The sequence below is a fragment of the Rhodohalobacter sp. genome (genome assembly GCF_041686455.1).
Lineage (GTDB): Bacteria > Bacteroidota > Rhodothermia > Balneolales > Balneolaceae > Rhodohalobacter.
This window is the reverse complement of record NZ_JAWLDW010000004.1, coordinates 1-23155: the sequence shown is the minus strand read 5'-3', so window position 1 is coordinate 23155 and position 23155 is coordinate 1. Positions and strand designations below refer to the sequence as shown.

Genomic DNA, 23155 nt, shown 5'->3' with positions numbered 1-23155 from the left:
CACCATTATAGATTCGATTTTAGGCGGAAAGATTGCGAACTTTCCGTCTATGGCTAAACAGATACAACTATTCCCTGGAAACAGCTCTCAAAAGATTGGTTTTGAGAGTATAAGAGAGGCAACTCTTCGAAAAAGCTTCACCCCTTACGGGCGTGAAGAGATTGATAATTTGTCTCCCACATCCGATCGGAGTACCGTTGAGCGCAGACTTTCTGAATCCCGTGAGTGGACAAAAATTTTACAAAGCGGATCGAGGCATCCCTTGACGGTATTGGACGACGTTCGCGAAATACTTAAGGACAGCCGTTTAAAAGGGACTATTCTACCACTCGATGATTTTCCGGTTATTCTGCAAAATGCTCGCCTGGCCCGCCTGATCACCAATTTTTTTAAACGACTCGAATTTGATACTCCGTCGCTTCAGAAAATTTCAGACCGCCTCGTAAATCTGAAGCCGCTTGAAGAAGCCATTCAGCGTGTGATTACAGAGCGTGGAGAGCTAAGGGATGATGCAAGTCGCGAACTACAGCAGATTCGTGGAAAGCTGAACAGAGAGAGAAGCAAACTTCGAAGTACGGTTCAGCAAGTGATGAAACGGCTCGCTAAAGATGGTATGACCTCAGATGAGGGAGCAACCATTCGTAGCGGGCGTATGGTTATTCCTGTTCAGGCAGAGTATAAGCGCAAAGTAGAAGGATTTGTACATGATGTTTCGTCAACCGGCCAAACAGTTTACATTGAGCCGGTCCAAGCGCTCCAGATCAATAATGAGATCCGTCAGCTGGAGGCTGAAGAGAAGCGTGAGATAGAACGCATCATTCAAAAACTAACGGATCAGGTGAGGACATACAATGAAGAGCTGGAGCTGAATTGCACCTACGTAGGCGAATTGGACGCAATTCACTGCGTTGTAAGTCTGGGGCTGGACCTTGAAGGCACCATTCCGGTTTTATCTGGTAACAATCATTTAAATCTGATTCGGGGCAAAAACCCCAACCTGATGCTCAAAAACAGATCACTTCAGGAGCCTGAACCCGTTATCCCTCTCGATCTGGAGCTTTTAGAAAATGAGCTGGGGCTGGTAATCACGGGGCCTAACGCGGGTGGTAAATCGGTTGCCATGAAAACCACCGGATTGCTCTGTATGATGTTGCAAGCCGGTTATCCCATTCCTGTACAGCCCGATTCTGAACTGCCCGTACTAAGCGGACTCTTTGTAGATATCGGGGATGACCAATCCATAGAGAATGATTTGAGTACATTTTCATCCCGCCTCAACTGGATGAAAACCACATTGGACAGAATGGAACCGAACTCTCTGATCCTCATTGACGAGGCCGGAGCAGGTACAGATCCCGAGGAAGGCGGTGCACTATTTCAGGCGTTTGTTGAGGAGGTGATCAATAAAGGTTCAAGAGTAATTGTAACCACACACCACGGATCATTAAAAGTATTTGCTCACGAGAACGAAAAGGTTGTAAATGGTGCGATGGAGTTCAATCAGGAGAGCCTTTCGCCTACCTACAGATTTAAAAAAGGTGTGCCCGGAAGCAGTTACGCTTTTGAAATTGCTGATCGCATGAATCTGCCTCACGAATTAATGGATAAAGCCCGGCAGCTTTTGGGTGAACAGAAAGACTCAATGGGTGACCTGTTAATTAATCTGGAAAAACAGATGCAGGAAGCCGAAGAGCTGCGTTCAACCTTTCAAAGAAAACTCATCGAAGCGGAGAAACAGGAGAGGATTTACAGGGAACGTTCGGAGCAGATCGATAACAAGCGAAAGGGAATTATTGAAAAAGCGTACAAAGACGCTGAAGAGATCATGAAAGATGCCAATCGGCGGATCGAGGAGGCGGTTGAAAAAGTAGTGAGTGAAGGCCGGGATAATAAAGACAAAATCCATGAGGCTCGCTCCGACATTCAAGAGGCAAAAAAGGAGATTCATACGTTTAAAGATGAATTTGAAACAGAGAGCGAAGAACCTGTACGAAGCGATGAAAAACCGGAAGTCGGTGATTTTGTAATCATCGGCGATGGAACCACCGGTGGAGATCTTATTGAGCTTTCAGGTAAGCAGGCAACCGTTTTGGTGAATGGAATGAAGATTAAATCCAAGCTGAATAAACTCACAAAAACATCGCCTCCAAAAAAGAAGAAAAAGAGCAGCTCACGATCATACGGAGGCTCTCAGGATATCGACCTCTCTGTAAAACCGCGGCTTGATCTTCGCGGAAAACGGGGTAATGAAGCCATCAAAGAGCTTACCATTTACCTGGATAAGGCAATTGCCCGTAATTTACAGCAGGTTGAAATTGTGCATGGCAAGGGTGAGGGAATTCTACATAAACTGGTTCACGAATATCTCGAAAAACGTGATGGTGTAAAATCTTTTGATATTGCCCCGTTCGAAAGTGGCGGCAGTGGATGTACCGTGGTGGAGTTGGGATGATGTCTTTTCCAAAGCCAACTTCATTCACTGCTTCACAAACAGCGCAAAGTCGAAACACTTTGATAAAGAAAAATCCAATCAGTAGGGACTGGTAAACCGGTCTACATCGTCTTTGCGTAACTTTCGGTGTTTAGTCGATCGCCCGGTTACCCTTTTGCGCCACATTTTGAAGCTCGACGGTTTCATCTCCTTTCTCATCAGTTCAATAACTTCTTTTTCACTGAGGCCAAATTGAAATTCAATCGCGTCAAATGGGGTGCGATCCTCCCACGCCATTTCAATAATTCTGCTGATTTTATCTTTCGAGAGTTCCATGTATTTCTTTTTGGGATGTAATGCTTCTATGGTCCAAATCATTTCATAAGACTAATAATAATCCCCTCTCGAGACGGGATTAAGGGGTGTGTAAACCGTAAGAAATTGATCAATTGATTTAATTTTGCTTTGAATTCAATATCTCAAATGCAGCAGCTCACTCTCACCACCACCTGCTATAGTAATAATCAAAAGGTTATCGTAGTCTGACTCATCGAATTTATCAGCAAAATGTTCCCTGCCCAGCAGTTCATTTGCAAAAAAGGGAGTTGTGTTGGAATGGCCGCTTACCAAAACGGTTTTGCCAGTGTTTGAATTTAACATTCGCTTTACTTCCTCTTCCGTTTCATGTGGTTCGTAGAAAACAATTTCAACACTGTTTTGATCGGCGATTTTACGAACGGTTTCTCGGGTTCTAATTCTATCAGAAGAATAGACTGCATCGAACGATATATTTTGAAGCATCTCTGCAAGCCGTTCTGCACGCTGATATCCTTCCGGTGACAACTCCGGATCCGCACTATCATCAACTTTTTCGGCGTGCCGAACCAGGACAAACGTAGTAATGTCAGAGTTTTGTTGTGCAACCGACGGAAGTGATGCAGTTAGTAAGAGTAGGCTGAGTAGCAGAAGAGATTTATATTTCATTTTTCCTTGTATAGTTAAAGATTCACAATATATTTACACCAAGTTAACAGCCACTTACGATGTTCATGATAAAATCGAAAATATATGCGCCATCTTCCCATTCTTTTTTTAACAGCATTCATCACCATTTCTTGTACCATGGAACAGTCTGACACATTTGATCTGCAGGGACACCGTGGAGCACGCGGAATTATGCCTGAAAATACGATCCCGGCCTTTTTAAAAGCGGTAGACCTTGGTGTTGACACCGTAGAGTTTGACGTTGTAGTTACTGCTGATGGCAAAATCCTGGTTTCTCATGAGCCGTGGTTTAATCATCTGTTCAGCACAAAACCCAATGGCGAACCTGTTATCGAATCTGAAGAGATGGATTTCAACATCTATGATATGACGTATCAGGAGACTCAGCAATTTGATGTTGGTAAACGCGGAAATCCCAATTTCCCTGATCAACAATCGATGGAAGTAACCAAACCGCTGATGACAGATGCGATTCAAGCCGTAGAAGAGTATGCAAGTAAAAATGATCTTCCTCTTCTTCACTATAATATTGAGACAAAAAGTCGTCCGGAATGGTATGGCGAATATGTGCCCGGTCCCGAAGAATTTTCAAGATTACTTTTCGAAGAGCTCAATGAACTTGGTGTGCTGGACAGAGTCATTATTCAATCTTTTGACCCATCAACGTTAATCGCGTTCAAACAGCTGGCACCCGAGGTAAGACAGGCGATGCTTGTAAGTAATGATGAGCTCCCGGATATGTACATCAACCTGCTAGGATATACACCCGATATCTGGAGCCCCGATTATAAGTTACTCGATGCAGAATCTGTATCTGAACTGCAAGCGAAAGGAATGAAAGTAATCCCATGGACAGTAAACACCGTAGATGAAATGAGAGAGATGCTTCGGATTGGTGTAGACGGATTCATCACCGACTATCCCGACAGTGCTGCTGTTCTAAGATGAGCCCCAAATTAAATTTCATCTAAAACTTTTGCTATCGAAGCCCACGATCCTTTTGCAAGATAATCCGGCTTTAATCCCTCTTTTTCCATTGTTTCGGCAACTCCCAAACTGCCGGCCACAATAGTTTTAGCTGACAGATCCAAATCCGGAAAAGCTGTTTTGACACGTACATAAGAAGATCTGTTGTGAAGCAAAACGATCTCAATTGGATTTTTACCGACTTCAGATTTATAGTCTTTCAAAATCTCTTCCTCCAAAGTAACTTCTTTACAGACCGAAAATTCAGCCACGGGCATTTGAAGTTCTTTGAGAAGCCCGGGCATCTCCTCCGTTTTATTCTCTGCAGTGGGATAGAGTGTGTTCCCCTCCTTCGATATACGAAGCATAAACTCTAATATATCGATCGGTTTTGCCGGCTCCCGCGGCTGTATTGCCGGAATACCAAACTCTTCCAGAAACACGGCTGTAGGCTTGTCCAAAACAATATTTACACGGCGGCGTACTTGCTCTACCATCGAATTCTGCTTCATCCATTCAGAAAAATATCTGGCATTACGCAGATTACCATGTATGATAAAAGAAAACTCGTCTATGTGATCTTGAATCTGTTTTGATTCCTCTTCATTTACATGGTATTTAAAATTTTCCAGGGGTAAATGTAGAAACTCTTTCTTTTTTGCTAATTCAAGCAAAAAAAACTTTGCTGATGTATCTCTGTCTGCAGTAAAAAGGATCATTAAAAAACGAATTAAATTAAAATATGTAGCCTATTCCGATATATATCTGGGTTGATTCATCAGAAAATCCAATATCACCCCGCAATATAAAATCAGGGTTAAATATTGAGATTGCACCGCCAAAACCGAATGTGTGTTTCCAATTATCAAATAAACGGTTGCTGTCATTTTTCGAAAACACCCTTCCACTGTCCCAGAATAGCTGCGTTCCCAATCTGACTTCATCTTCAAGGAGTGAAAATAACCAAGATCTTGCTTCCAAAACATGAAGTATAGAGCTGTCACCTAAAAATCGATCTTCATGGTAACCACGCAGACCATATTTATCGGCAAGTGATGAACGTTTCCAAAAAGGCGCATCACCCATTAAGTGCGTACCCTGAATTTTTTGAGCTATCAAAACTTTAGGCATTAACTCTACATAATTTCGCAGTTGAAGATGAACCTTGGCATAATTAAACTCGCTTCCGGTGTAAGGCCCGCTAAACTCGATTCCAGCCTCATAGCGATATCCCTCAGTAGGATTGAACTCACTGTCACGATCTTCTGCAATCACTCCAAATCCAAAACTATTAAGTAGTTGTCTGTTATCTCCGGCAGGTTGCTCTATAGCAAATAGTGATTCTTCTTGCCGGTTTGAAGCATCCAGATATGAAAAGCCTAATTCAATATATCCATCAAATGTCCCTTCGAATCCATATTCAGTTACTCCTTTTCTATAACGTGCAGCCAATTCAATTACCCTTTTTTCAAAAAAATAGTAGTCTTGATTATATAGTCGACTGGAAAAGTCCGTTTCATTTCCTATACCAAAGTAATTAGCACGTTTGTAACGTTCTGCAATTACAGAGTATTCGCTTCGAATATCACGACCAAAAAAACGCGTTCGCTCATAATTTAATTCACTGATTAAGTCGGCTCTTGTAGATAATACTATGTCTGCCTTCAGGTTACTTAAAAAGGGAGACCGTCCATCACCGTAATTGAATCTCTGAAGCACCACTCCTCCAACAAATCCGGTGTCACTGCTGTATCCAAATACCGGAACCAAAGAATAGTGAACACCACCCTTTTTGTCTTCTTCATCAGGAAGGTTGAGAATCTGTGCATCAACTGAACCGGCTGTAAGGAAGGATACTCCTAACAAAAAATAAATAAAACGGTAAACCGTCTTTAACTTAGAATAGACTGCTAAATTAATCTTCATTCCTAAAAATAATCTCTCCACTTTCCACATCAATTATATCTCTCTGTTCAAAATTGAATTCATTAATATTGATTGTCTCACCGGGAGCAGAAACAACTCTTTCTACACCATAAATTGTAACAGGAATCCCCTCTTCTGCATGTTGAGCTCTCTCTGTTGTTTTAAGTCTTGTTGCATAACCGCCAAACACTTTTCCGGTACTGCTGTGGTCAATAACTATGGATGTATTATCATCCAATCCAATGCCAAAGTATTCATCTCTGTCTTTTTCTGACGAAATTCTCGCCATAAAGCTAATGAACCTGCCCAAGCGATCCCGTTCAGAAAAGTGACTGTCTGTAATTGTGTTGTCGAACGATGAGAGTTCAAACAGACCTTCTGATATGCTAATATACTCATGATAAGGATCAGACAGTGCTTCATCCGAACGAACACTTCCTGAACAGCCATCATAAATCATATCTCCCATTATCGCCAGCCCGGCACTGCCGCCGCCAATACCTCCGCCCCTTTCGACGAGCTGGTTGATGGCGTAGTGCAGATTAGAATCTCTCCAGTTTACGTACACGCACTGATTACCGCCTGCAAAGTATATGATCTCACTTTGATCAATAATTTCCACAAGTTCCTCACTATTTGCCTCTTCCTGGGACTGAACTGTGGCAGTTGCACATGAATTGACATGATCCAATTCCATCAAAAGATCGCACTCGGGAGTAGCTGAACCGCCTGATGCAGATGATCCTGCAAGCACCACAATATCCACATGTGAATCGGCTAAAGTATCTAAAAAGTACTCAAAGGAAGAGAGCGCCGGCATACCTTTGCCCATCAGATAGATAGAAGGGCCTTTCAAATCCGGTTTTACAGGTTCTTCGTTACCGGATATAATAATATTTACCGATGATTCCGGTGCAGGTGGAGGTGTAATACTTTCCTCAGAACATGCCGCTGAGAAAGCGAAAAAAACAAACAAAAGTAAAGTGGCGAGTTTCTGAAATATCATTGTGCAAATATAACAATCTGAAACCACTGATACGTATAATAAAAAAACCCCTCCACTGCAAAAGTAGAGGGGTTTTAATAAAGAGTAATAAATTTAAGAAATTAGAGAGCGCTCTCCATATCCTCAAAGTCATATCCTTCTGCTTTGCTCATTTCCTGAGCTACCAGAGTAAGCAGTATACCGTAAATTACTTTAGAACCTACATCAGCAATGGTATATGTAATGTGTCGCGCTACAACCAGAGTCTCGCTCAAGACCGGCTCAAGTCCGCCAAACGTTAGGTAAGGCATCAGGTACGCGCCCGGATAGAGCATCCAGGTGAAAAGGAATAACTTCCAGATTGTGCCAAGATATTTCTGTGCTTTTGGAGGTGCTCCTTCCTGGCCTTCAGAAATTACTTTTTTCATCAGGTATAGAATATGGAAGAAGAAAAGCGTTGAAACTGTACCCCAGATGAAGAACAATGTTGGATCTGTTACTTCATAAAATTGGCCTACATACCCGGTAAGAATCATTGCAGTACCAGAGAACCAAAATCCATTTCGAACTGAGCTGAAGTCACTTTTGGTCAGGGTTACTACAAACAGAATCTGAAACAGCAACATCGGAACATCAATTAACCAGTTTAAATAACGATAACCGTTATTAAACAGGTCGGCTCCTTCATCCAGCACATATCGGGCAGAGTCTGCATCATAAGTAAGCATTCCTGTCCAGTTTTGCTGTTGTACAAGCAGCAGCAAAAATGCTGAAATCATTACAACTACAGATAGAACTGAAGATATTCTGTATTTCGGTTTTACGGTCTTAATGGTCAAAACAAAGTAAAGCAACCCTGCCAACATAATCGCGTAACCGAGAGTAAGAACGTGGGCCGACATTTGGTAGGCCATTTCCGTAAACCCGGATTCCATCGCGACATAGTTTTCAAAGGTCGAATTCCCTAAAGAACTAATTAAATCCATGACGATATAAGGTTAATTAAAGTTTATGCGAGCCTTAATTTTTAAGACTTACCCCGACTCAACACACCGTCATTTAAGAAAGTTCGTCAACTAATACATTTTTAATCTTATTATTTCCACCGTATTGGATCCAGCCGATAAAAATTCTGAAGCAGGATATATAGCTTTTTGTTCTCTTGAAGAAGTTTTTCAGGCCGTTCAAAAAAGAGTTCTGTCGCAACCGAAAAGAACTCTGCCGGACTCTCCGCACCATACAGATCCAGAAAAGAGTGCTTGCCGGTAAACCTTAAATTTCGATATGCTTTTGCAATGACCACTGTCCATTCATCATCGCGTAGGGTATCACCGTTTTGATCGATACCGGCTGTAAGCCCATATCGATCATCCAGAAAGTGTGAAAATTCGTGATAAATCAGATTCTGGCCACTCCCTCGATCCTCCCCGTAGAGTTGTGATTCAATATCATTCCAGGATAAAACAATCACACCGGCATGCCAATATTCTCCTTTTCTGTTCTCATATCCCTCTTCAATAAAACCACCATCTGTTTCCTGGTTTACAGGTGCAAAATAATCATCCGGGTAGACAAGGATTGATTTTAAATCACCGTAATAGTCTGCTTTCTCCTCTAAAATTAAGACGGATGCATAAGCTGCTATAACAACTTTCATCTCTTCCGTCAATTTTAATCCCCCGCATCCCTCAAAATATTTTTCATGAAGCAGAACTTTCATTCGGTCATGAAGCAAATCTTTATAGCCGGAGGGTAACTTATTATAAATGGGCACTTTTCCGTACAAAATTCTCAGCCGCGCATCAGACAGTGGTTTGGCTGTCACCCATTTTCTGATAAAATATTGGATTAGAGGCATATTGATTACGAATTGTGGTTCATCAGGATACCATAACAGTTCGAAATATCAAATCGTGCTTTGTACTGAAAATTGATTGGAGAGTAAGTATCAAATATCCTACATTAAATTTATAAATAAGACGAATGGAAAAAATTACACAAACATATCAAATAATCAGCTACAGCTTAATAGCTGAAGATATTGTTATCAGCCCCCACGCATACCCGTCTTTATAATTCTCTCCTTTGCTAATACTGTCTGTTAAGAAGACAGATTGTTCTACCTATTTAACATTCAAATCAAATAACTGATTAAAAATCATGAGTAACGAGAAAAAAAGATCCTGGGCAGAGCCCTACAAAATTAAGATGGTTGAACCGGTAAAAATGACAACTCCGGAGGAGCGCCAAAAAGCGATCAGGGAAGCCGGTTATAACACTTTTTTATTAAGATCAGAAGATGTTTACATCGACCTTCTAACCGATAGTGGTACATCAGCGATGAGCGACCGGCAGTGGGCCGGGATGATGCTCGGTGATGAAGCATACGCCGGAAGCCGTAACTTTTATCACCTCGAAGATGCCGTTCGGGAATATTATGGCTATAAGCATATCGTGCCAACCCACCAGGGACGCGCTGCAGAGCATATAATCTCTCAGCTAATGATTGAGGAGGGGGACTTTGTTCCGGGCAACATGTATTTCACTACAACCAAACTGCATCAGGAGCTTGCCGGCGGTACATTTGTGGATGTCATTATTGATGAAGCTCACGATCCTGAGAGTGAACATCCGTTTAAAGCAGACATTGACCTGAGTAAACTTGAGAATTTGATCAAAGAGAAAGGAGCGGATAAAATTCCGTATGTCTCCATAGCAACTACAGTAAATATGGCCGGTGGTCAGCCCATCTCACTTGGTAACCTAAAAGAAGTTCGGAAGCTGACTCAGAAATATAACATCCCGATTGTTCATGACATGACCCGGGTGGCAGAAAACGCCTATTTCATTAAACAGCGAGAGCCGGGTTATGAGAACAAATCCATTAAAGAGATTGTGAAAGAGATCTGCTCTTTAACCGATTCGGCAACGATGAGCTCCAAGAAGGATGCGCTGGTTAATATAGGTGGATTTCTTGCCCTTAATGATGATGAACTTTTTGATAAAGCACGCAATATGGTTGTGATCTATGAAGGATTGCACACATATGGTGGAATGGCCGGCCGTGATATGGAGGCATTGGCAATCGGTATTTCAGAGTCAGTCGATTACGACCATATCCGCGCAAGAGTCGGGCAGGTTCAATACCTGGGCGAGAAACTGCTTGAGATGGGGATTCCGATTGTAAAACCGATTGGAAGCCACGGAATTTTTCTGAATGCTAAAAAAATCCTTCCGCAATTAAGTCAGGATCAGCTTCCTGCACAATCGCTGTCCGCAGCACTTTATCTCGATTCAGGTGTTCGTGCCATGGAACGGGGAGTAGTTTCAGCCGGACGAAATCCGGATACCGGAGAGCATAACTACCCAAAACTTGAATTGGTTCGCCTTACCATCCCGCGCCGGGTTTATACACAGGCCCACATGGATGTTGTAGCCGAATCGGTCGAAGCAGTTTATAATAACGCGAAGGAGATTAAAGGTCTCAAATTTGTATATGAGCCGGAGTATTTGCGGTTCTTCCAGTCCAGGTTTGAGGTTTTGTAAGTCACTAATTCTCTTAATTAAACCCTTCAAGGGTTCAAAACCCTTGAAGGGTTTTTTATTTCCACGCTCCAAATTGAAAAACACCTGCCATGCCTGCGGCACTTTCTCATCTCCTATCTTTCAATATTCCCAACAATGAAATGTGGGGCTAAGGGATAATTCGTGTCTAACGACACTTGGTAGCAGCCGGAACAAATTTCATTTAATCGGGCATTTTCAATAGCAAAAACAATTATTAAGAGTAACAATCGATTTAACGTCAATTCGATATAAAATCACTGAATTTGGCCATATGAGAAGTCCCCCTTCTTGAGAAGGAAGGGATTTAGGTAAATGGATATTCATTAGGAAAATTCTATGGACACCCCTCTCCCCGAGGCTTCGGCGCCCATTTTAGGGGAGATTTGGTCAAATCCGTCATTAGCTTTCTTATATCGAACTCATATTATTTATCAAGTCTATGGCACTTTATTGTGAGAGTTTAGCATTGTCTACAGGATGGAGATGTCTCGACTCCATTCCTGTTCACTCCGTTTGCCTGCATTCCGCTCGACATGACAACATCATACATGGAATAAAAAAACAGGGCTGTTCAGCTAATTGCTGAACAGCCCTGTTTTTCTTGTATTTTATTTGATTGTCATGTCGAGCGAAGTCCTGACGCTCTTTGTCGGTACGGAGTCGAGACATCTCCTGATGACAGGCTGCTAATCCAAATGGCGTAACAAAGCCAAACTCATAGCCACAGGTTTCAACCTGAGGAACTCTGCGGGTTCGTCTGTCCCGAAAATCGGGACGAGAGGCAGTTATTAAACCGGGTTAATCCCTCTCAACTTTAAGGGCTCCCTCGCCTTCAAGAAATTTGAGTGTTTCTACGGCATGACGCATATGTGGAATAACAATACTGCCGCCAATTACCAAAGCAACATTCATCGCATCTATAATCTCATCTTTAGTAAAACCACTCTTAGCACACTGTTCCAGATGATAATCAATACAGTCATTGCAGCGAAGAACGGCAGAAGCAACCAATCCAAGTAACTCTTTTGTCTCACCCGAAAGCGCCCCATCTCGATACGTATTGCTATCTAGGTTGAAGAATCGTTTCACACCAAGGTGATTGAGATCCATAATTTTATCGTTCATTTCAGAACGTTTTTCGCGAAATTCTTCCAGTCGATTTGTTTTTTTAGACATATTCGTTTTGATTAGAGCAAATGGTACATTGAAGTATCTAACGTCGGCAAGTTACAAATTTTCATCACGTGATATTCAGACGGAATTCCTACAAACATAAGCTGGTGGCCATGGGTGATAGTCTCGCCCAAGGGTTTAAAAACGGTGGTATCTACCGAACAGATCTCAGTTTCCCTGCACTGCTGAGTCGCGCGATGGGTGATGATATTCAAATGAATCTGCCCTCTTTTTCTGCTCAGGCGGGAATCCCCATCAACATGGAAATTCTTGTTCGTGGCCTGGAAGATGAGTTTGGTGATGAGATTAACCTGTTTAATTCCGTTCAGGCCGGCCATCATGTCTACTCTACGCTAAAAAGGATCAAGTCCTATTGGGAAGGTCAGATGATCTCTCTTAAAAATGAAGATCAGCAGACACCTTATCACAACCAGGCAGTCTGGGGATTTTCTATTAGCGACAGCTGGTTATTGAATGAAAAGTTCTGCCGTGAATTTATTCGTAACAACAAGCCTCAATACTCTGTGTTTAGCGTACTGCCAGATCAGGCTATGTATACAACTGCTCGTTTAGTTCTGAACCCAACCTTTGGTAAAATATTCGAAAATCACAGCCAGATTGATAATCTCAAAGTACTGAGTAACGATGGAGGAATTGAAAACCTTATCGCCTGTCTGGGCCACAACAATATTATTGGAGCCGTCACAAAAATGAAGATTGAGTTTTCTGAGGAGAACGATCTGAATGTCCCATTCAATGAGAGAAGGTGTACCGTATTCCGGCCGGATCATTTTGAACAGGAGTTAAGAACGTTGTATGAAAAAATCAGCGAGTTAAATACAAAAAGAGTCTTTGTACCAACCATTCCGTATGTAACTATTCCCCCGGCCATTCGCGGTGTCAATTTGGGTGATTGCGCGCCCGAAGACGGCTATTTTGATTACTATTCCCGTTTCTGGATTTGGGACGAAGATTTCAACCCCGACAAACATCCGCACTTAACCCGCGATGACGCAATTAAACTGGATGAAATAGTAGACCAGTATAACCACAGTATTAAAAAACTGGCTGATGAATATGATTTTGTGGTTGTTCCCGTAGCACGGTATGTACAGGCCGCCGCTAGGCGACGGCACCTCCCCGAAACCATATCACCATTTCCGGACGGGTTTATCGAAGCACTGAAAAAAAATCCCAAAACATCATTTATGATAAATGAAATGGGAGAGCCCAACATCAGTACAGATTATCTGCGAATTAATGAGAAAACTGGAAAAGTAGAAAAAGGAGGAATCTTCAGCCTCGACGGTCTCCACCCTTCTACCGTTGGCTATGGCTTGATCGCCAATATCTACAAGATGAGCATGGAGAAGCGTGGTGTAAAATTTAAAAATGAGATAGACTGGGATTTCGTGATTGAAAACGAAACACTATTAACTGATCCTCCGAAATTGCTTCACAATCTAAGACTACTGCTGCGGTTCCTCGCCCTCGGCAGACAAGAGAAGCTAATGATGTTTGGGAAAGGACTGCTGCAGGAGATGGTTGAAGTATTTTCAAGCAGTCCCAAAGTGGAAGAAGAACATCAGTAACTTACGCTTCCGGCCAGCTGGTCCGCCAACTTCAACCCATTCTTTATACAATCCGGTACAGATATTCCATTCCTGAAATTACCGGCTAACGTAAGGCCTCTCTTTCGATCTTCAATATTTTTGATAGTATCCAGAATTTCATCGTAGCCTTCATGATATCCCGGAATTGATTGTGGCCAGTAGACATGGTCTTTAAATTGCGGTTCTCCCGACAGGCCTATCAAATCATTAAGCTCCTTTACAACCAGCTTCAGTAACTCTTCACTATCCTTCCCGGCTAATTCTGGCTGACGGCCACCACCTACAAATACGGTTATTAAATGCATATCCTTAGGAGCACGCTCATCAAAAAGAGTGGAAGAGAACAGGGCTCCCAGAATGTTTCTGTTCTCCTGTTCGGGAACCAAAAACCCAAAGCCATCAAGTTCGTGTTTAACATCCTCCTTTTTAAAACCTAAAAGCAAAACAGATAGAGGCGGATAGTTCACCTTTTTCAAAGTTTTCAGTTCTTGATCCGTAACGGGCGCGATTTCTTGATTCAACTTATAAATCGGGGTATTTAAAATAACGTGATCATATGGCCCAAATTTCCCCAAACTGCTTTCTACCGACCATTCTCCATCCTCTTCGGTAACCGACCGAACTTCGTGATTCAGGTACATACTGTTGAGCTGCTCCGCAATAGTTAAGGGAAGTTGCTGCATTCCTTTTTCAAAGGAGATTAATTCCCTATCTATTCTACCCTTCTCCTTTCTCTTTTTTGATCCGGCAAAAGTACCCCAAATCAGTGAACCGTACTCTTGTTCAAGGTCATCCATCATCGGGAATGCGTGTCGAAGAGATAAATATTCCGGACGATTGGCATATATCCCGGCAACAAATGGATTAATAGCGTAATCCAGCATCTCCTTGCCCAATCGCCTCTCCACAAATTCTGCCACTGTCTGATCGCGATCACTATTTTTAGGTACAAATGGTTCTGCCAGCACTCGTAATTTCCCTCCTAAACTAAATAGGGGAGTTGTTACGGCTGATTTTAAAGAGGACGGCAGAGGTTCCAATACACCGTTTTTTACCACAAACCTCTTGCTCGCCTCAGGGTTAGCAGTTTTTTTCTCACCGTTCAAACCAAGTTCTGAAATGAATTCGGCTACCATTCTATCTTTTAGGAGTAGTGTATTGGGGCCGTATTCAACCTGCCAATTGTCCTCTTTAACCGTTTTAATTGCACCGCCAGGTTCCGCCTTTCGCTCCAAAACATCAACTTCCACACTAAATTTCTGGAGTTTCCATGCTGTAACCAAACCTGTAATACCGGCTCCGACAATGGCTACTCGGTTAATTTTTTTTGACATATACATCTATTTTTAAAAACTAGATTTTCATTCATGAATAGATCCATTCTATTCAATACCTAAGCTGAAAATAAAATTACTTCCTGTCTATTTCTCCAATTCAGCTTAATTGTAATTGATTGAAAGAAACGGCTAAAAAAGAATTACTCCTGTAATACGATTGATAATTTTATCGTGGTTCACATCACTCTTTTAGAGTGCAACGCAAAGATAAGTGATAATACAGGTGAAACCAGCTACATAAGAAGTCAAATCTACAAAAATTAAGTTAAGCAGATATTAATAGAATTCTGAGAAGTCAGAAAGGTGATACATTTAAATTTTGCAGATCTGTTGTAAAACGAAAACAAATGCTTCTTTCGTTATAGACTCTTTTTTGTTTAATCACCTTTTCAATTCTGCCCTGTTGTGTTTACATTCCAAACCCATTTAAATAATGACTACCATGACTATTTCAGTACTAGGGTGTGGATGGCTTGGATTTCCATTGGCCCAAAATTTATTGAGAAAGGGTTTTACCGTGAAGGGTTCAACCACATCCGTAAAAAAACTAAAAGAGATCAAACAAACCGGTATTCAGGCTCATTTGATTGAGTTACCCAAACAGCTTGAGGATGAGGAATCAAAAAGTTTTTGGTCTGCAGATATCTTATTTCTGAATATACCTCCCGGTCGCGGCATCAAAGATGTTGAGAAAGATTACCCGAAGCTTATTCAAAAAGTTGCTGATAAGGCAGAAAGAGAACATATCAAGTGGATCATCTTTGCGAGCTCAACATCCGTTTATAGTCCGTTTGGAGGAATCACTAAAGAGGAAGACGCAGAGCCCGGTAATGCTGCCCGGCCTTCGGGAGAAGCAGTCTTAAAAGCTGAAGATATTCTCAAAAAATCAGGACTGGATGTTACAATTATCAGGTTTGGCGGATTGTATGGATATGGCAGGCACCCGGTAAAATATCTTGCCGGAAAGAAAGGGCTTTCGGATGCAGCAAAACCTGTAAACCTTATCCATCAAACGGACTGTTTGAATATAGTTTCAGAAATTATCAGGCTGGATAAAAAGAACGAAATTTATAACGCCGTTTCCGATGGGCATCCTCCCAGAAAAGAGTTTTACAAATCAGCTGCTCAACATTTCAATTTACCGGAACCTGAATTCACCAGTCAAGAAAAAGCGGACTATAGAGTCGTTTCAAACGATAAGTTAAAAAAGGAATTAGAATACACCTTTTCATATCCAAATCCGATGGATCACACTCCATAACGGACTACGCACGGTTTACCACAAAGATATCTGATGCTACATTAGCACCGATCACCACTTCATTCTCTCCTTCAACAGATATATGAACAGGGCCATCAAAAGGTTCTCTCTTAATAATCTCAATCTTTACGCCCGGTATCAGATTTCTTTCTTCCAGGTAACGAAGAAGGTCCGGATCCTGATTTTTTACCCTTCTGATTACACATGAAGTCTTTTCTTTAATCTCCATCAATGAAAAAAGGTGAACTTTGGGCATCTTCCCATCTTTTCCGGGTATTGGGTCTCCGTGAGGGTCAAACTGTGGGTTATTGAGCAGTTCCGCAATTCGATCTTCAAATTGTTCTGATATATGGTGCTCCAGCTTTTCAGCCTCCTCATGCACTTCATCCCAGGAGTAACCCATCATCTCTGTTAAATAAAGTTCAATCAATCGATGATGACGAATAATTTCAAGAGCAATTTTTTCTCCCGCATCGGTTAATCTGGAGCCATAGTAGGATTCGTAGTTCACCAGCCCCATTTTAGACAATCTCTTCACCATATTGGTCACGGATGCACCGGCTACATTCATCTCCTCAGAAAGTCTCGAGTTAGAGACTCCACCCTCTGACTCATTTTCGAGCTTATAGATAGCTTTTAAATAATCTTCAACGGATTGACTTCTGGACATGAACAAAAATTAAATTACTGATACGTAGGACTAATTATTTTGATACTCCTGAAAGGTCTGCATAAGGTATTCATCGCTGCCAACAAACTTTAGAAGACTGGAAAACATCTCCGCTTCGATAAAACCGGGCTGAGAACCAAGAATGCTGCCTTCCTTATTCAGAAAATAGGTTGTCGGAACGCTCTCATTTTCAAGTGCACGGGCAAACTGCGCTTCGGTCATTTCATTTCCATGATAGCTTACCATTTGATCCGACTCCACATTGATTTTGACCCATATGTAGTGATCAGAAATCGCCTTGATTACATCATCATTCTTGTACACTTCTGAATGCATTCTCTGGCAGTAAGGACACCATTCGGCATAAACATCAACCAGAATTTTTTTATCGGATTCAGGTGCGAGTTTCAGAGCCTCCTCGAGACTGATAGGTTCAGGGGTAATTTCAACATCCTGAGCCACTGATTGCCGGGAAGAAAAGAGTAACACAATCATTAAAAAAGTTAAGGCAATTAGTATGTGTAAGAAATTCTTCATGTAAATTGATCTGAGTGATTTTACTTCTTTTTGATGACTACAAGAGTCATATCATCGTGTTGATTGGTACCATCTCCAAACGTGTAAAGGTCTTCAACTATTTTATTCAAAAGAGTATCTGCATTTGATTCCTGGTAGGTTTCGATAAGTTTTTTAAGCCTGTTATCGCCATAAAATCGATTTACATTATTGGTTGCCTCAACAACACCATCAGTGTACAATATTATAATATCGTTTTGCTGAAAGTCTAACGACAGTTCAGAAATGTTTTCCCTGAAGATTTTATCCTCAGTTATTCCTAAACCGATACCTTCGGGCGTGTAGGTGTACAGTTTCTTTTCCTTGCTTTTAAAGAAAAGAAGTGGATTGTGCCCTGCTCTCGAAAAGGTAAATCGATCCCTTTTCACATCCACTACACCAAATATAAGAGAAATAAAAATCCCTTTGCCGGCATTCTTTTTAAACAACTTATTGGCCCTGGCCAAAACCGTTACAGTAGATTCAAAGTTTTCACAAACGGCATGAATCACACCTTTTATAAAGGTCATAAAAAAAGCAGCCTGTATTCCTTTTCCGCTTACATCACCAATTGTTACACCAAGCTGATCATCTTTCAGAGAGATAAAATCGTAGTAATCTCCTCCGGTTTCATAAGCCGGCTTACATACTGCAGAAATATCCAGACCTTCAAAATTCGGTGTACTGATGGGTAAAAATGACTGCTGAACTTTACGCGCAATCTGAAGTTCTTGTTTTATCCGTTCACTCTGAGCTAGCTCATCAACATATTCAGGCACAAAATTGGGAAGTTCCTTTTCAGTCTTTCCGGTGCTTAAAGAATATCCTCCATAAACCAGGCCCACAAGCGCAAGCAAGATATTCGTAAAGAAAAGGATGGCGTCAGGTGATTGCGATATCACCCAACCCGGGGCCGTAGCTAGATGATTGGCAAAAAAGAACAGAGTAATAAATACTGTTAGGAAATCATCGCGAATATAAATCCAGCCCAAAACTAATCCAACGATAGCTAACAGTACAAACTCCACGTAAAACGGACCCACGCTTGCGGCAAGAGGGTTCATAATTCCAAATATCAGCCCAACAAGTAAAACAAGAGTTACAGAAGAATCTGCAATCTTTTTCATCTTGCCCAAGAATACTAGAAAAATTAACTGAGCTACCAGAAAGAAAACGGCTATGTTTGTCAGCATTAATACAATATTAGCCAAGTATCTATCGTCAGAAAAAAAGACCGGTTCGGCTGTAAGGTAACCGTTTGGCATAATAGAATAGGCTAATGCCCATATACCCGCTAAAATAAACGAGTAGGCAATACCTCTGATAAAAGAGAGGCCAACCGGTTTGTTGAAAAAATGCCCTATTCTAAGCAGATCAATCGTCTGTAGCTTTTCAACCCAGTTTTGACGGGTTATAGAGTCTGATATGGCTGTAACAAGGAAGTAAATCAGGGATGTAAAAGCTGCGGTCACACCCGCCGAAATCATGACCATTGAGATGAAATTAAAATCGATACTCCCCGAATTATTGAAATGCTCAAAAGTCAATTGCGACAGCATTACCAACGGAAAAATAAATCCGGCTAAGACGGCAACCAATATTGCGGCTTTTGTGTCAATCAATCTCATTCTGAAGCGGATTATAAACAGAATAAGAATCCAGAAAACCAGCAATAGTAATACTGCACCCCTGATACCCGAGATTATAGTATCCCATGAAGTACCGGCAGCTTCATCTGATCGTAAGCTATTGTTTAGCGATAGGAGAGCTCCCGTAGGCAGAACGGTAACGCTCAGATCAATTGTTTGATTGATGACATCATCTTCGATCGAATAGACAACCTTTGCGGCATCTGTTAATTCTAAGGTGACTCTTTCGACTTGCCTTAACTGAAGATCGGTTATCGGCCAACCGGTATTCTTTAAATGATAATTCGCCATTTTTTCCGCCACATCTGTACCCATCTGGGTTAGACCACCGTGTTCTTCTTCTGGGTTCAGCACAGTTTGAGCCGACGAAAACTGAAACTGTATTCTGTCGAACAGTGTGCTGTCAACCGATTCAGCAGGTATTTCCGGATGCTCAATATCTAATGCGTAAGAGAGCACTTCTGTATGAAAAAAGTTTTCAGGAATTAGGTTATCTGAGTTATTCAGTGATCGCAACTCACCATTCTCATTGAGATCCACTTCTATACTTCTGAAATTTCCAGGTCCCATGGAAAAATCATCCGTATCTACCTTCTCTACCAAAAATTCAGACCGCCAGAAAAAAACCGGAAACTTATTCCTTTTCTGTTCATCTGAGTAGAAATCCTGAAAATCAGTTTGATACTGCAGAGAATCCAGTAACGAAGTTTGTACGCGAAATAATGTATTTGGCTCCACTCCTGCCTGATATCCCAGGGATTGAAGAATCTCCTGAGCGTGGGTTGAAGCCCTCTCCTCACCCAAAGAAGTATCCGCTTTACTTAAAGGATGCTGAATTCCATACAACCAGAAAAAAGTCAGCGCGGCTAGAATACCGGCTGTCAGTAGTACAATATCTCTTTTTGTTGTATCGGGATACAAATTTAAAGCAGGTTAAGAAGTTATTGATTAAATATGGAGATCCATTAATTTACATCGGAATTTAAGAAACAAAGTTTCAAAATTTTTTGTGTTATTAAAAAAGTTAAATCACCTGTTTTTATGTGTCTAACCGTTTTTGCATATCATGTTCATAAAGAGTACCCTCTCTTGTTGGCAACCAACAGAGATGAGTTTTATGAACGGCCAACGCGTCCTGCTCAATTTTGGGAAAATCATCCGGATCTGCTGGCCGGTAAAGATTTAAAAGCCGGAGGTACATGGTTGGGTATTACTAAAAATCAACGGTTCGCGGCATTGACGAACTACCGGGATATCACAAGTCTTAAAGAAAATGCCCCCAGCAGAGGGTATCTTGTCACAGATTTTTTGAATTCCGATATCGGACCTGTTGAGTTTTTTCAGTCAATAAAGCCTAAGGCTACAGCTTATAACGGGTTCAATCTATTATTTGGTACTACCGACAACCTTTACTATTTCAACAATCAACATCTCGAGCTTCGGGCATTAGAACCCGGATATTACTCATTAAGCAATGCTTTTTTAAGCACAAAATGGCCCAAAACCGAAAAGGCACTATCTGATTTCAAAACGCTGGTTGAAGACAACAAACTTCAGGAAGAATCGCTATTCGAACTCCTTCGCAGTACAAAAACTTTTCCTGATCACAAGCTGCCCTCTACAGGACTTCCTCTAGAAAGAGAACGAATGGTCTCTTCTATATTTATTCTCTCAGACGACTATGGAACTCGCTGCTCAACACTTCTTTTTGCCAACCCGGATGGAGATACAACCTTTATCGAGAAAACATATCAACCCGGTTCCCTAAAGGTAGTTCACTCTGAACACCACAGCTTCTAGCTTTTGAGCACTGCCCGTTTCTCAAAAATTATTGGTACTATTCGACACAACAAGACCTTTTTTTTTAACTTATTTAACCAATTCAAATGCCACCAACAGAGGATGATAAAGTCAGTTGCCTGATTGTAACAGCAAATCGGAAAAAGTTATTGAGGCGCTCGCTTCTTTCTTTGAAAAACCAAACACACAAAAATATTGAAGTTGTGGTAGTTGACAACGGTGAAGAAAAAGTTGAAGAGCTGTTGGATCTTTTTCCTGAAGAGCAGGTCAACTATACCTTCATTAAGCCTTCTCCCAATAATATTCTGGGTGAACTTCGGAATATCTCATTAGAAAATGCGACTGGCGACTATATGATCTGCTGGGATGATGATGACTGGTTCCATCCCAAAAGAATTGAAATTCAGCTCCAGACACTCCGTTCCGGTTTTGATGCATGCTGCCTCGAAGGAAATATTTTTCATATCGACTCTCCGGATCTAATCGACCATCCATATATCGGCCGGCTTCCTGATGGCTCACCAAGCTCCATAATGCACAGGCGAAACGATCAAATCCGCTATCCGTCGATGCGACGCGGTGAGGATACCGTTTATCTAAACCAATGGATTGGGCAAGGCAGATATAAAATGCTCGATCTCAGCTATGCATACCTTTTTGTACGGGTTTTCCATGGGAGCAACGTATCCGGGAAAAAACACTTTTTGCGCAGATTAAAGAATTCACCCAAAAACTGGATTCAGTTTATGTGGTACGCAAAAATTAAGGGAGATCTGCTGGGACATCCTAAATTTAAACTATCCCGGGTGGAACAGGAATCGTTTGAAATGTTCATAAGAGACTCTAGAAAGCTCGGTATTCTTTGAGCGAAAAATTTCAAGATATGTTAGAGTCACTAAAAATCGGATTTCAATCATTTCAGAAAAAATTCAAGGAATTCAGGCAGTCACCGCATGGTAAAACGTTTTTCAAATACCTGTCTTATGCAGCACAGGTACTAATTATTGCCATCATTGCCGTTCAGCTTACAGGAATTGGCTGGGGCAATATTATCAATTCTCTTCCCACTACACCCTGGTTTTACGTTCTTTTTCTCTTTATCTACTTTCTGCTTCCATTTTCGGAAACCCTGGCGTATAAAATTACCTGGAACATTCCCTACTGGAAAAGTCTGAATATTTTTATCAAAAAGAGAATTTTCAATAAAGATGTGATGGGGTATTCCGGTGAGATCGTACTGATGCAGTGGGCTTCTATTCACACTGAAAAGTCAAAAAAACAGATCTTTAAAGATGTGCGGGATATGAATATCATCTCATCTGCCGCATCCACAATTATTGCATTCGGGTTATTGGGGATTCTTTTCCTAACCGGTCAAATCAAGGCTTTAGACAGACTGATTCAGCGCGACTTACTGGCAGGCACCACACTTTTGGACTATCTGATTGTTGGTATCATTGCGATTATTCTGGCAGCTGTTATAGCCCGATTCAGAAAATATCTCTTCAGCATGCCGGCTACAACTTCAATAAAGATTTTCTCCATACATTCAATCAGAATGATCGTTCTTTACGCCGCTCAAATTCTGCAGTGGCATATTGTCCTTCCGGAAATCAGCCTTGAGATTTGGTTTACATTTTTGAGCGTAAATATCATTATCAGCCGGATCCCAATCATTCCGAGCCAGGATCTTGTAGCTACCGGAACCAATATTGAAATCGCAAAAATCTTACAGGTGCCCGTAGCTCCCGTAACCGGTATTTTCCTTGTCCATGATGTGCTTGGTAAAGTGTTGAATTTTAGCCTGTATCTGATTCTCACAATTACCGGTAAAAAAGGAAAGTCTGAAATTCAATTATAAATTGATACGGCCTACTCTGTTAACTCTTCCCAAACCCGATCGGCAAAGTCATAAAAAGGCTGTTTTTGGTGATGCCATCCGAAGTGCAGGCAGTAGGGAGTCACTTTCATATAGTCGCCCTTACCGGGAACCAAAGAAAAAAATGAAATCAAAAATTTTCGAAGCCATTTGAGTTGGATCGCCTTAAAATCATACACAAATCGGTCGTTGTAAAGAGTACATTCAATGGCAGTAAAATCGTAGTTATGTTCAGTATAATCCTCTATATAGTCAAGCTGCGGACTTTCATAGCCATTTAACCAAGGTAAAATCGGAATTCTAAGTTTTGACAGCGCCATGCCCAGACTCCACTCACA

Annotated in this window: 20 protein-coding genes and 1 pseudogene; 8 read left to right on the top strand and 13 right to left on the bottom strand. The window is 41.4% G+C overall.

Annotation, left to right across the window (positions count from 1 at the left end):
* Nucleotides 1–49: 49 nt before the first annotated feature.
* On the top strand, nucleotides 50–2452 hold the full coding sequence (locus ACESM0_RS01075) for an endonuclease MutS2 (protein ID WP_372902782.1): 2403 nt from the start codon (nucleotides 50–52) through the stop codon (nucleotides 2450–2452).
* Nucleotides 2453–2530: 78 nt separating this feature from the next.
* Here the strand turns inward: ACESM0_RS01075 and ACESM0_RS01070 are convergent, their stop codons facing one another.
* Together ACESM0_RS01070 and ACESM0_RS01065 are read right to left on the bottom strand one after the other, a co-directional pair.
* The gene (locus ACESM0_RS01070) at nucleotides 2531–2767 is read right to left on the bottom strand and encodes a TIGR03643 family protein (RefSeq protein ID WP_372902864.1); all 237 of its coding nucleotides are present in this window, start codon (nucleotides 2765–2767) and stop codon (nucleotides 2531–2533) included.
* 135 nt (nucleotides 2768–2902) lie between these two features.
* Nucleotides 2903–3415, bottom strand: a complete 513-nt coding sequence (locus ACESM0_RS01065) for a phosphoglycerate mutase family protein (RefSeq protein ID WP_372902780.1) — start codon at nucleotides 3413–3415, stop codon at nucleotides 2903–2905.
* An 84-nt stretch (nucleotides 3416–3499) separates the two neighbouring features.
* Here ACESM0_RS01065 and ACESM0_RS01060 point away from each other — a divergent pair, with 84 nt between their 5' ends.
* Nucleotides 3500–4384 carry a glycerophosphodiester phosphodiesterase family protein gene (locus ACESM0_RS01060; RefSeq protein WP_372902778.1) on the top strand — a complete coding sequence of 295 codons (885 nt, stop codon included), beginning with the start codon at nucleotides 3500–3502 and terminating at the stop codon, nucleotides 4382–4384.
* An 8-nt stretch (nucleotides 4385–4392) separates the two neighbouring features.
* On the opposite strand, the gene ACESM0_RS01055 is transcribed toward ACESM0_RS01060, so the two are convergent.
* From ACESM0_RS01055 to ACESM0_RS01035, 5 genes are all read right to left on the bottom strand, one after another.
* Nucleotides 4393–5121, bottom strand: coding sequence for a uroporphyrinogen-III synthase (locus ACESM0_RS01055; protein WP_372902776.1), 729 nt, complete (start codon nucleotides 5119–5121; stop codon nucleotides 4393–4395).
* Nucleotides 5122–5137: 16 nt separating this feature from the next.
* On the bottom strand, nucleotides 5138–6328 hold the full coding sequence (locus tag ACESM0_RS01050; protein WP_372902774.1) for a BamA/TamA family outer membrane protein: 1191 nt from the start codon (nucleotides 6326–6328) through the stop codon (nucleotides 5138–5140).
* Nucleotides 6318–7304, bottom strand: coding sequence for a cyanophycinase (locus tag ACESM0_RS01045; RefSeq protein WP_372902772.1), 987 nt, complete (start codon nucleotides 7302–7304; stop codon nucleotides 6318–6320). Before ACESM0_RS01045 ends, ACESM0_RS01050 begins: the two co-directional genes overlap by 11 nt.
* Before the next feature lie 131 nt (nucleotides 7305–7435).
* Nucleotides 7436–8299: a bacteriorhodopsin gene (locus ACESM0_RS01040; RefSeq protein WP_372902770.1), complete on the bottom strand. Its 864-nt coding sequence runs from the start codon at nucleotides 8297–8299 to the stop codon at nucleotides 7436–7438.
* A 110-nt stretch (nucleotides 8300–8409) separates the two neighbouring features.
* Nucleotides 8410–9171: a zinc-dependent peptidase gene (locus tag ACESM0_RS01035; RefSeq protein WP_372902768.1), complete on the bottom strand. Its 762-nt coding sequence runs from the start codon at nucleotides 9169–9171 to the stop codon at nucleotides 8410–8412.
* A 302-nt stretch (nucleotides 9172–9473) separates the two neighbouring features.
* Here ACESM0_RS01035 and ACESM0_RS01030 point away from each other — a divergent pair, with 302 nt between their 5' ends.
* The gene (locus ACESM0_RS01030) at nucleotides 9474–10859 is read left to right on the top strand and encodes a tyrosine phenol-lyase (RefSeq protein ID WP_372902766.1); all 1386 of its coding nucleotides are present in this window, start codon (nucleotides 9474–9476) and stop codon (nucleotides 10857–10859) included.
* Nucleotides 10860–11678: 819 nt separating this feature from the next.
* Here ACESM0_RS01030 and ACESM0_RS01025 read toward each other — a convergent pair.
* Entirely contained in the window at nucleotides 11679–12056 is a 378-nt protein-coding gene (locus tag ACESM0_RS01025) for a carboxymuconolactone decarboxylase family protein (RefSeq protein ID WP_372902764.1), read from the bottom strand.
* Nucleotides 12057–12166: 110 nt separating this feature from the next.
* Between ACESM0_RS01025 and ACESM0_RS01020 the strand changes: the two genes are divergently transcribed.
* Nucleotides 12167–13645 (top strand): hypothetical protein, encoded by a 1479-nt coding sequence (locus tag ACESM0_RS01020; RefSeq protein WP_372902762.1) that lies wholly within the window; start codon nucleotides 12167–12169, stop codon nucleotides 13643–13645.
* On the opposite strand, the gene hemG is transcribed toward ACESM0_RS01020, so the two are convergent.
* Nucleotides 13639–15000 (bottom strand): protoporphyrinogen oxidase, encoded by a 1362-nt coding sequence (hemG, locus tag ACESM0_RS01015; protein WP_372902760.1) that lies wholly within the window; start codon nucleotides 14998–15000, stop codon nucleotides 13639–13641. The two genes, ACESM0_RS01020 and hemG, sit on opposite strands and share 7 nt — an antisense overlap.
* Nucleotides 15001–15445: 445 nt before the next feature.
* Between hemG and ACESM0_RS01010 the strand changes: the two genes are divergently transcribed.
* Complete coding sequence (locus tag ACESM0_RS01010; RefSeq protein WP_372902758.1) at nucleotides 15446–16264, top strand: SDR family oxidoreductase; 819 nt, start codon at nucleotides 15446–15448, stop codon at nucleotides 16262–16264.
* Between the two features lie 4 nt (nucleotides 16265–16268).
* Here the strand turns inward: ACESM0_RS01010 and ACESM0_RS01005 are convergent, their stop codons facing one another.
* From ACESM0_RS01005 to ACESM0_RS00995, 3 genes are read right to left on the bottom strand one after another with little or no spacing between them, the layout of a single operon-like run.
* Complete coding sequence (locus ACESM0_RS01005) at nucleotides 16269–16934, bottom strand: metal-dependent transcriptional regulator (protein WP_372902756.1); 666 nt, start codon at nucleotides 16932–16934, stop codon at nucleotides 16269–16271.
* 30 nt (nucleotides 16935–16964) lie between these two features.
* Entirely contained in the window at nucleotides 16965–17471 is a 507-nt protein-coding gene (locus ACESM0_RS01000) for a thioredoxin family protein (protein ID WP_372902754.1), read from the bottom strand.
* A 20-nt stretch (nucleotides 17472–17491) separates the two neighbouring features.
* Entirely contained in the window at nucleotides 17492–20059 is a 2568-nt protein-coding gene (locus ACESM0_RS00995) for a PP2C family protein-serine/threonine phosphatase (protein ID WP_372902752.1), read from the bottom strand.
* A gap of 120 nt (nucleotides 20060–20179) precedes the next feature.
* On the opposite strand from ACESM0_RS00995, the gene ACESM0_RS00990 reads away from it, so the two are divergent.
* The 3 genes from ACESM0_RS00990 to ACESM0_RS00980 all read left to right on the top strand — a co-directional run bounded on the left by ACESM0_RS00990 (nucleotide 20180) and on the right by ACESM0_RS00980 (nucleotide 22799).
* Nucleotides 20180–20938: an NRDE family protein gene (locus ACESM0_RS00990; protein ID WP_372902750.1), complete on the top strand. Its 759-nt coding sequence runs from the start codon at nucleotides 20180–20182 to the stop codon at nucleotides 20936–20938.
* An 86-nt stretch (nucleotides 20939–21024) separates the two neighbouring features.
* Nucleotides 21025–21804 carry a glycosyltransferase family 2 protein gene (locus ACESM0_RS00985; RefSeq protein WP_372902748.1) on the top strand — a complete coding sequence of 260 codons (780 nt, stop codon included), beginning with the start codon at nucleotides 21025–21027 and terminating at the stop codon, nucleotides 21802–21804.
* A 17-nt stretch (nucleotides 21805–21821) separates the two neighbouring features.
* A complete protein-coding gene (locus ACESM0_RS00980) occupies nucleotides 21822–22799 on the top strand; it encodes a hypothetical protein (RefSeq protein WP_372902746.1) in 978 nt (325 codons plus the stop codon).
* A gap of 11 nt (nucleotides 22800–22810) precedes the next feature.
* On the opposite strand, the pseudogene ACESM0_RS00975 reads toward ACESM0_RS00980, so the two are convergent.
* Nucleotides 22811–23155, bottom strand: a pseudogene (locus tag ACESM0_RS00975) (hypothetical protein); the annotation flags it as partial.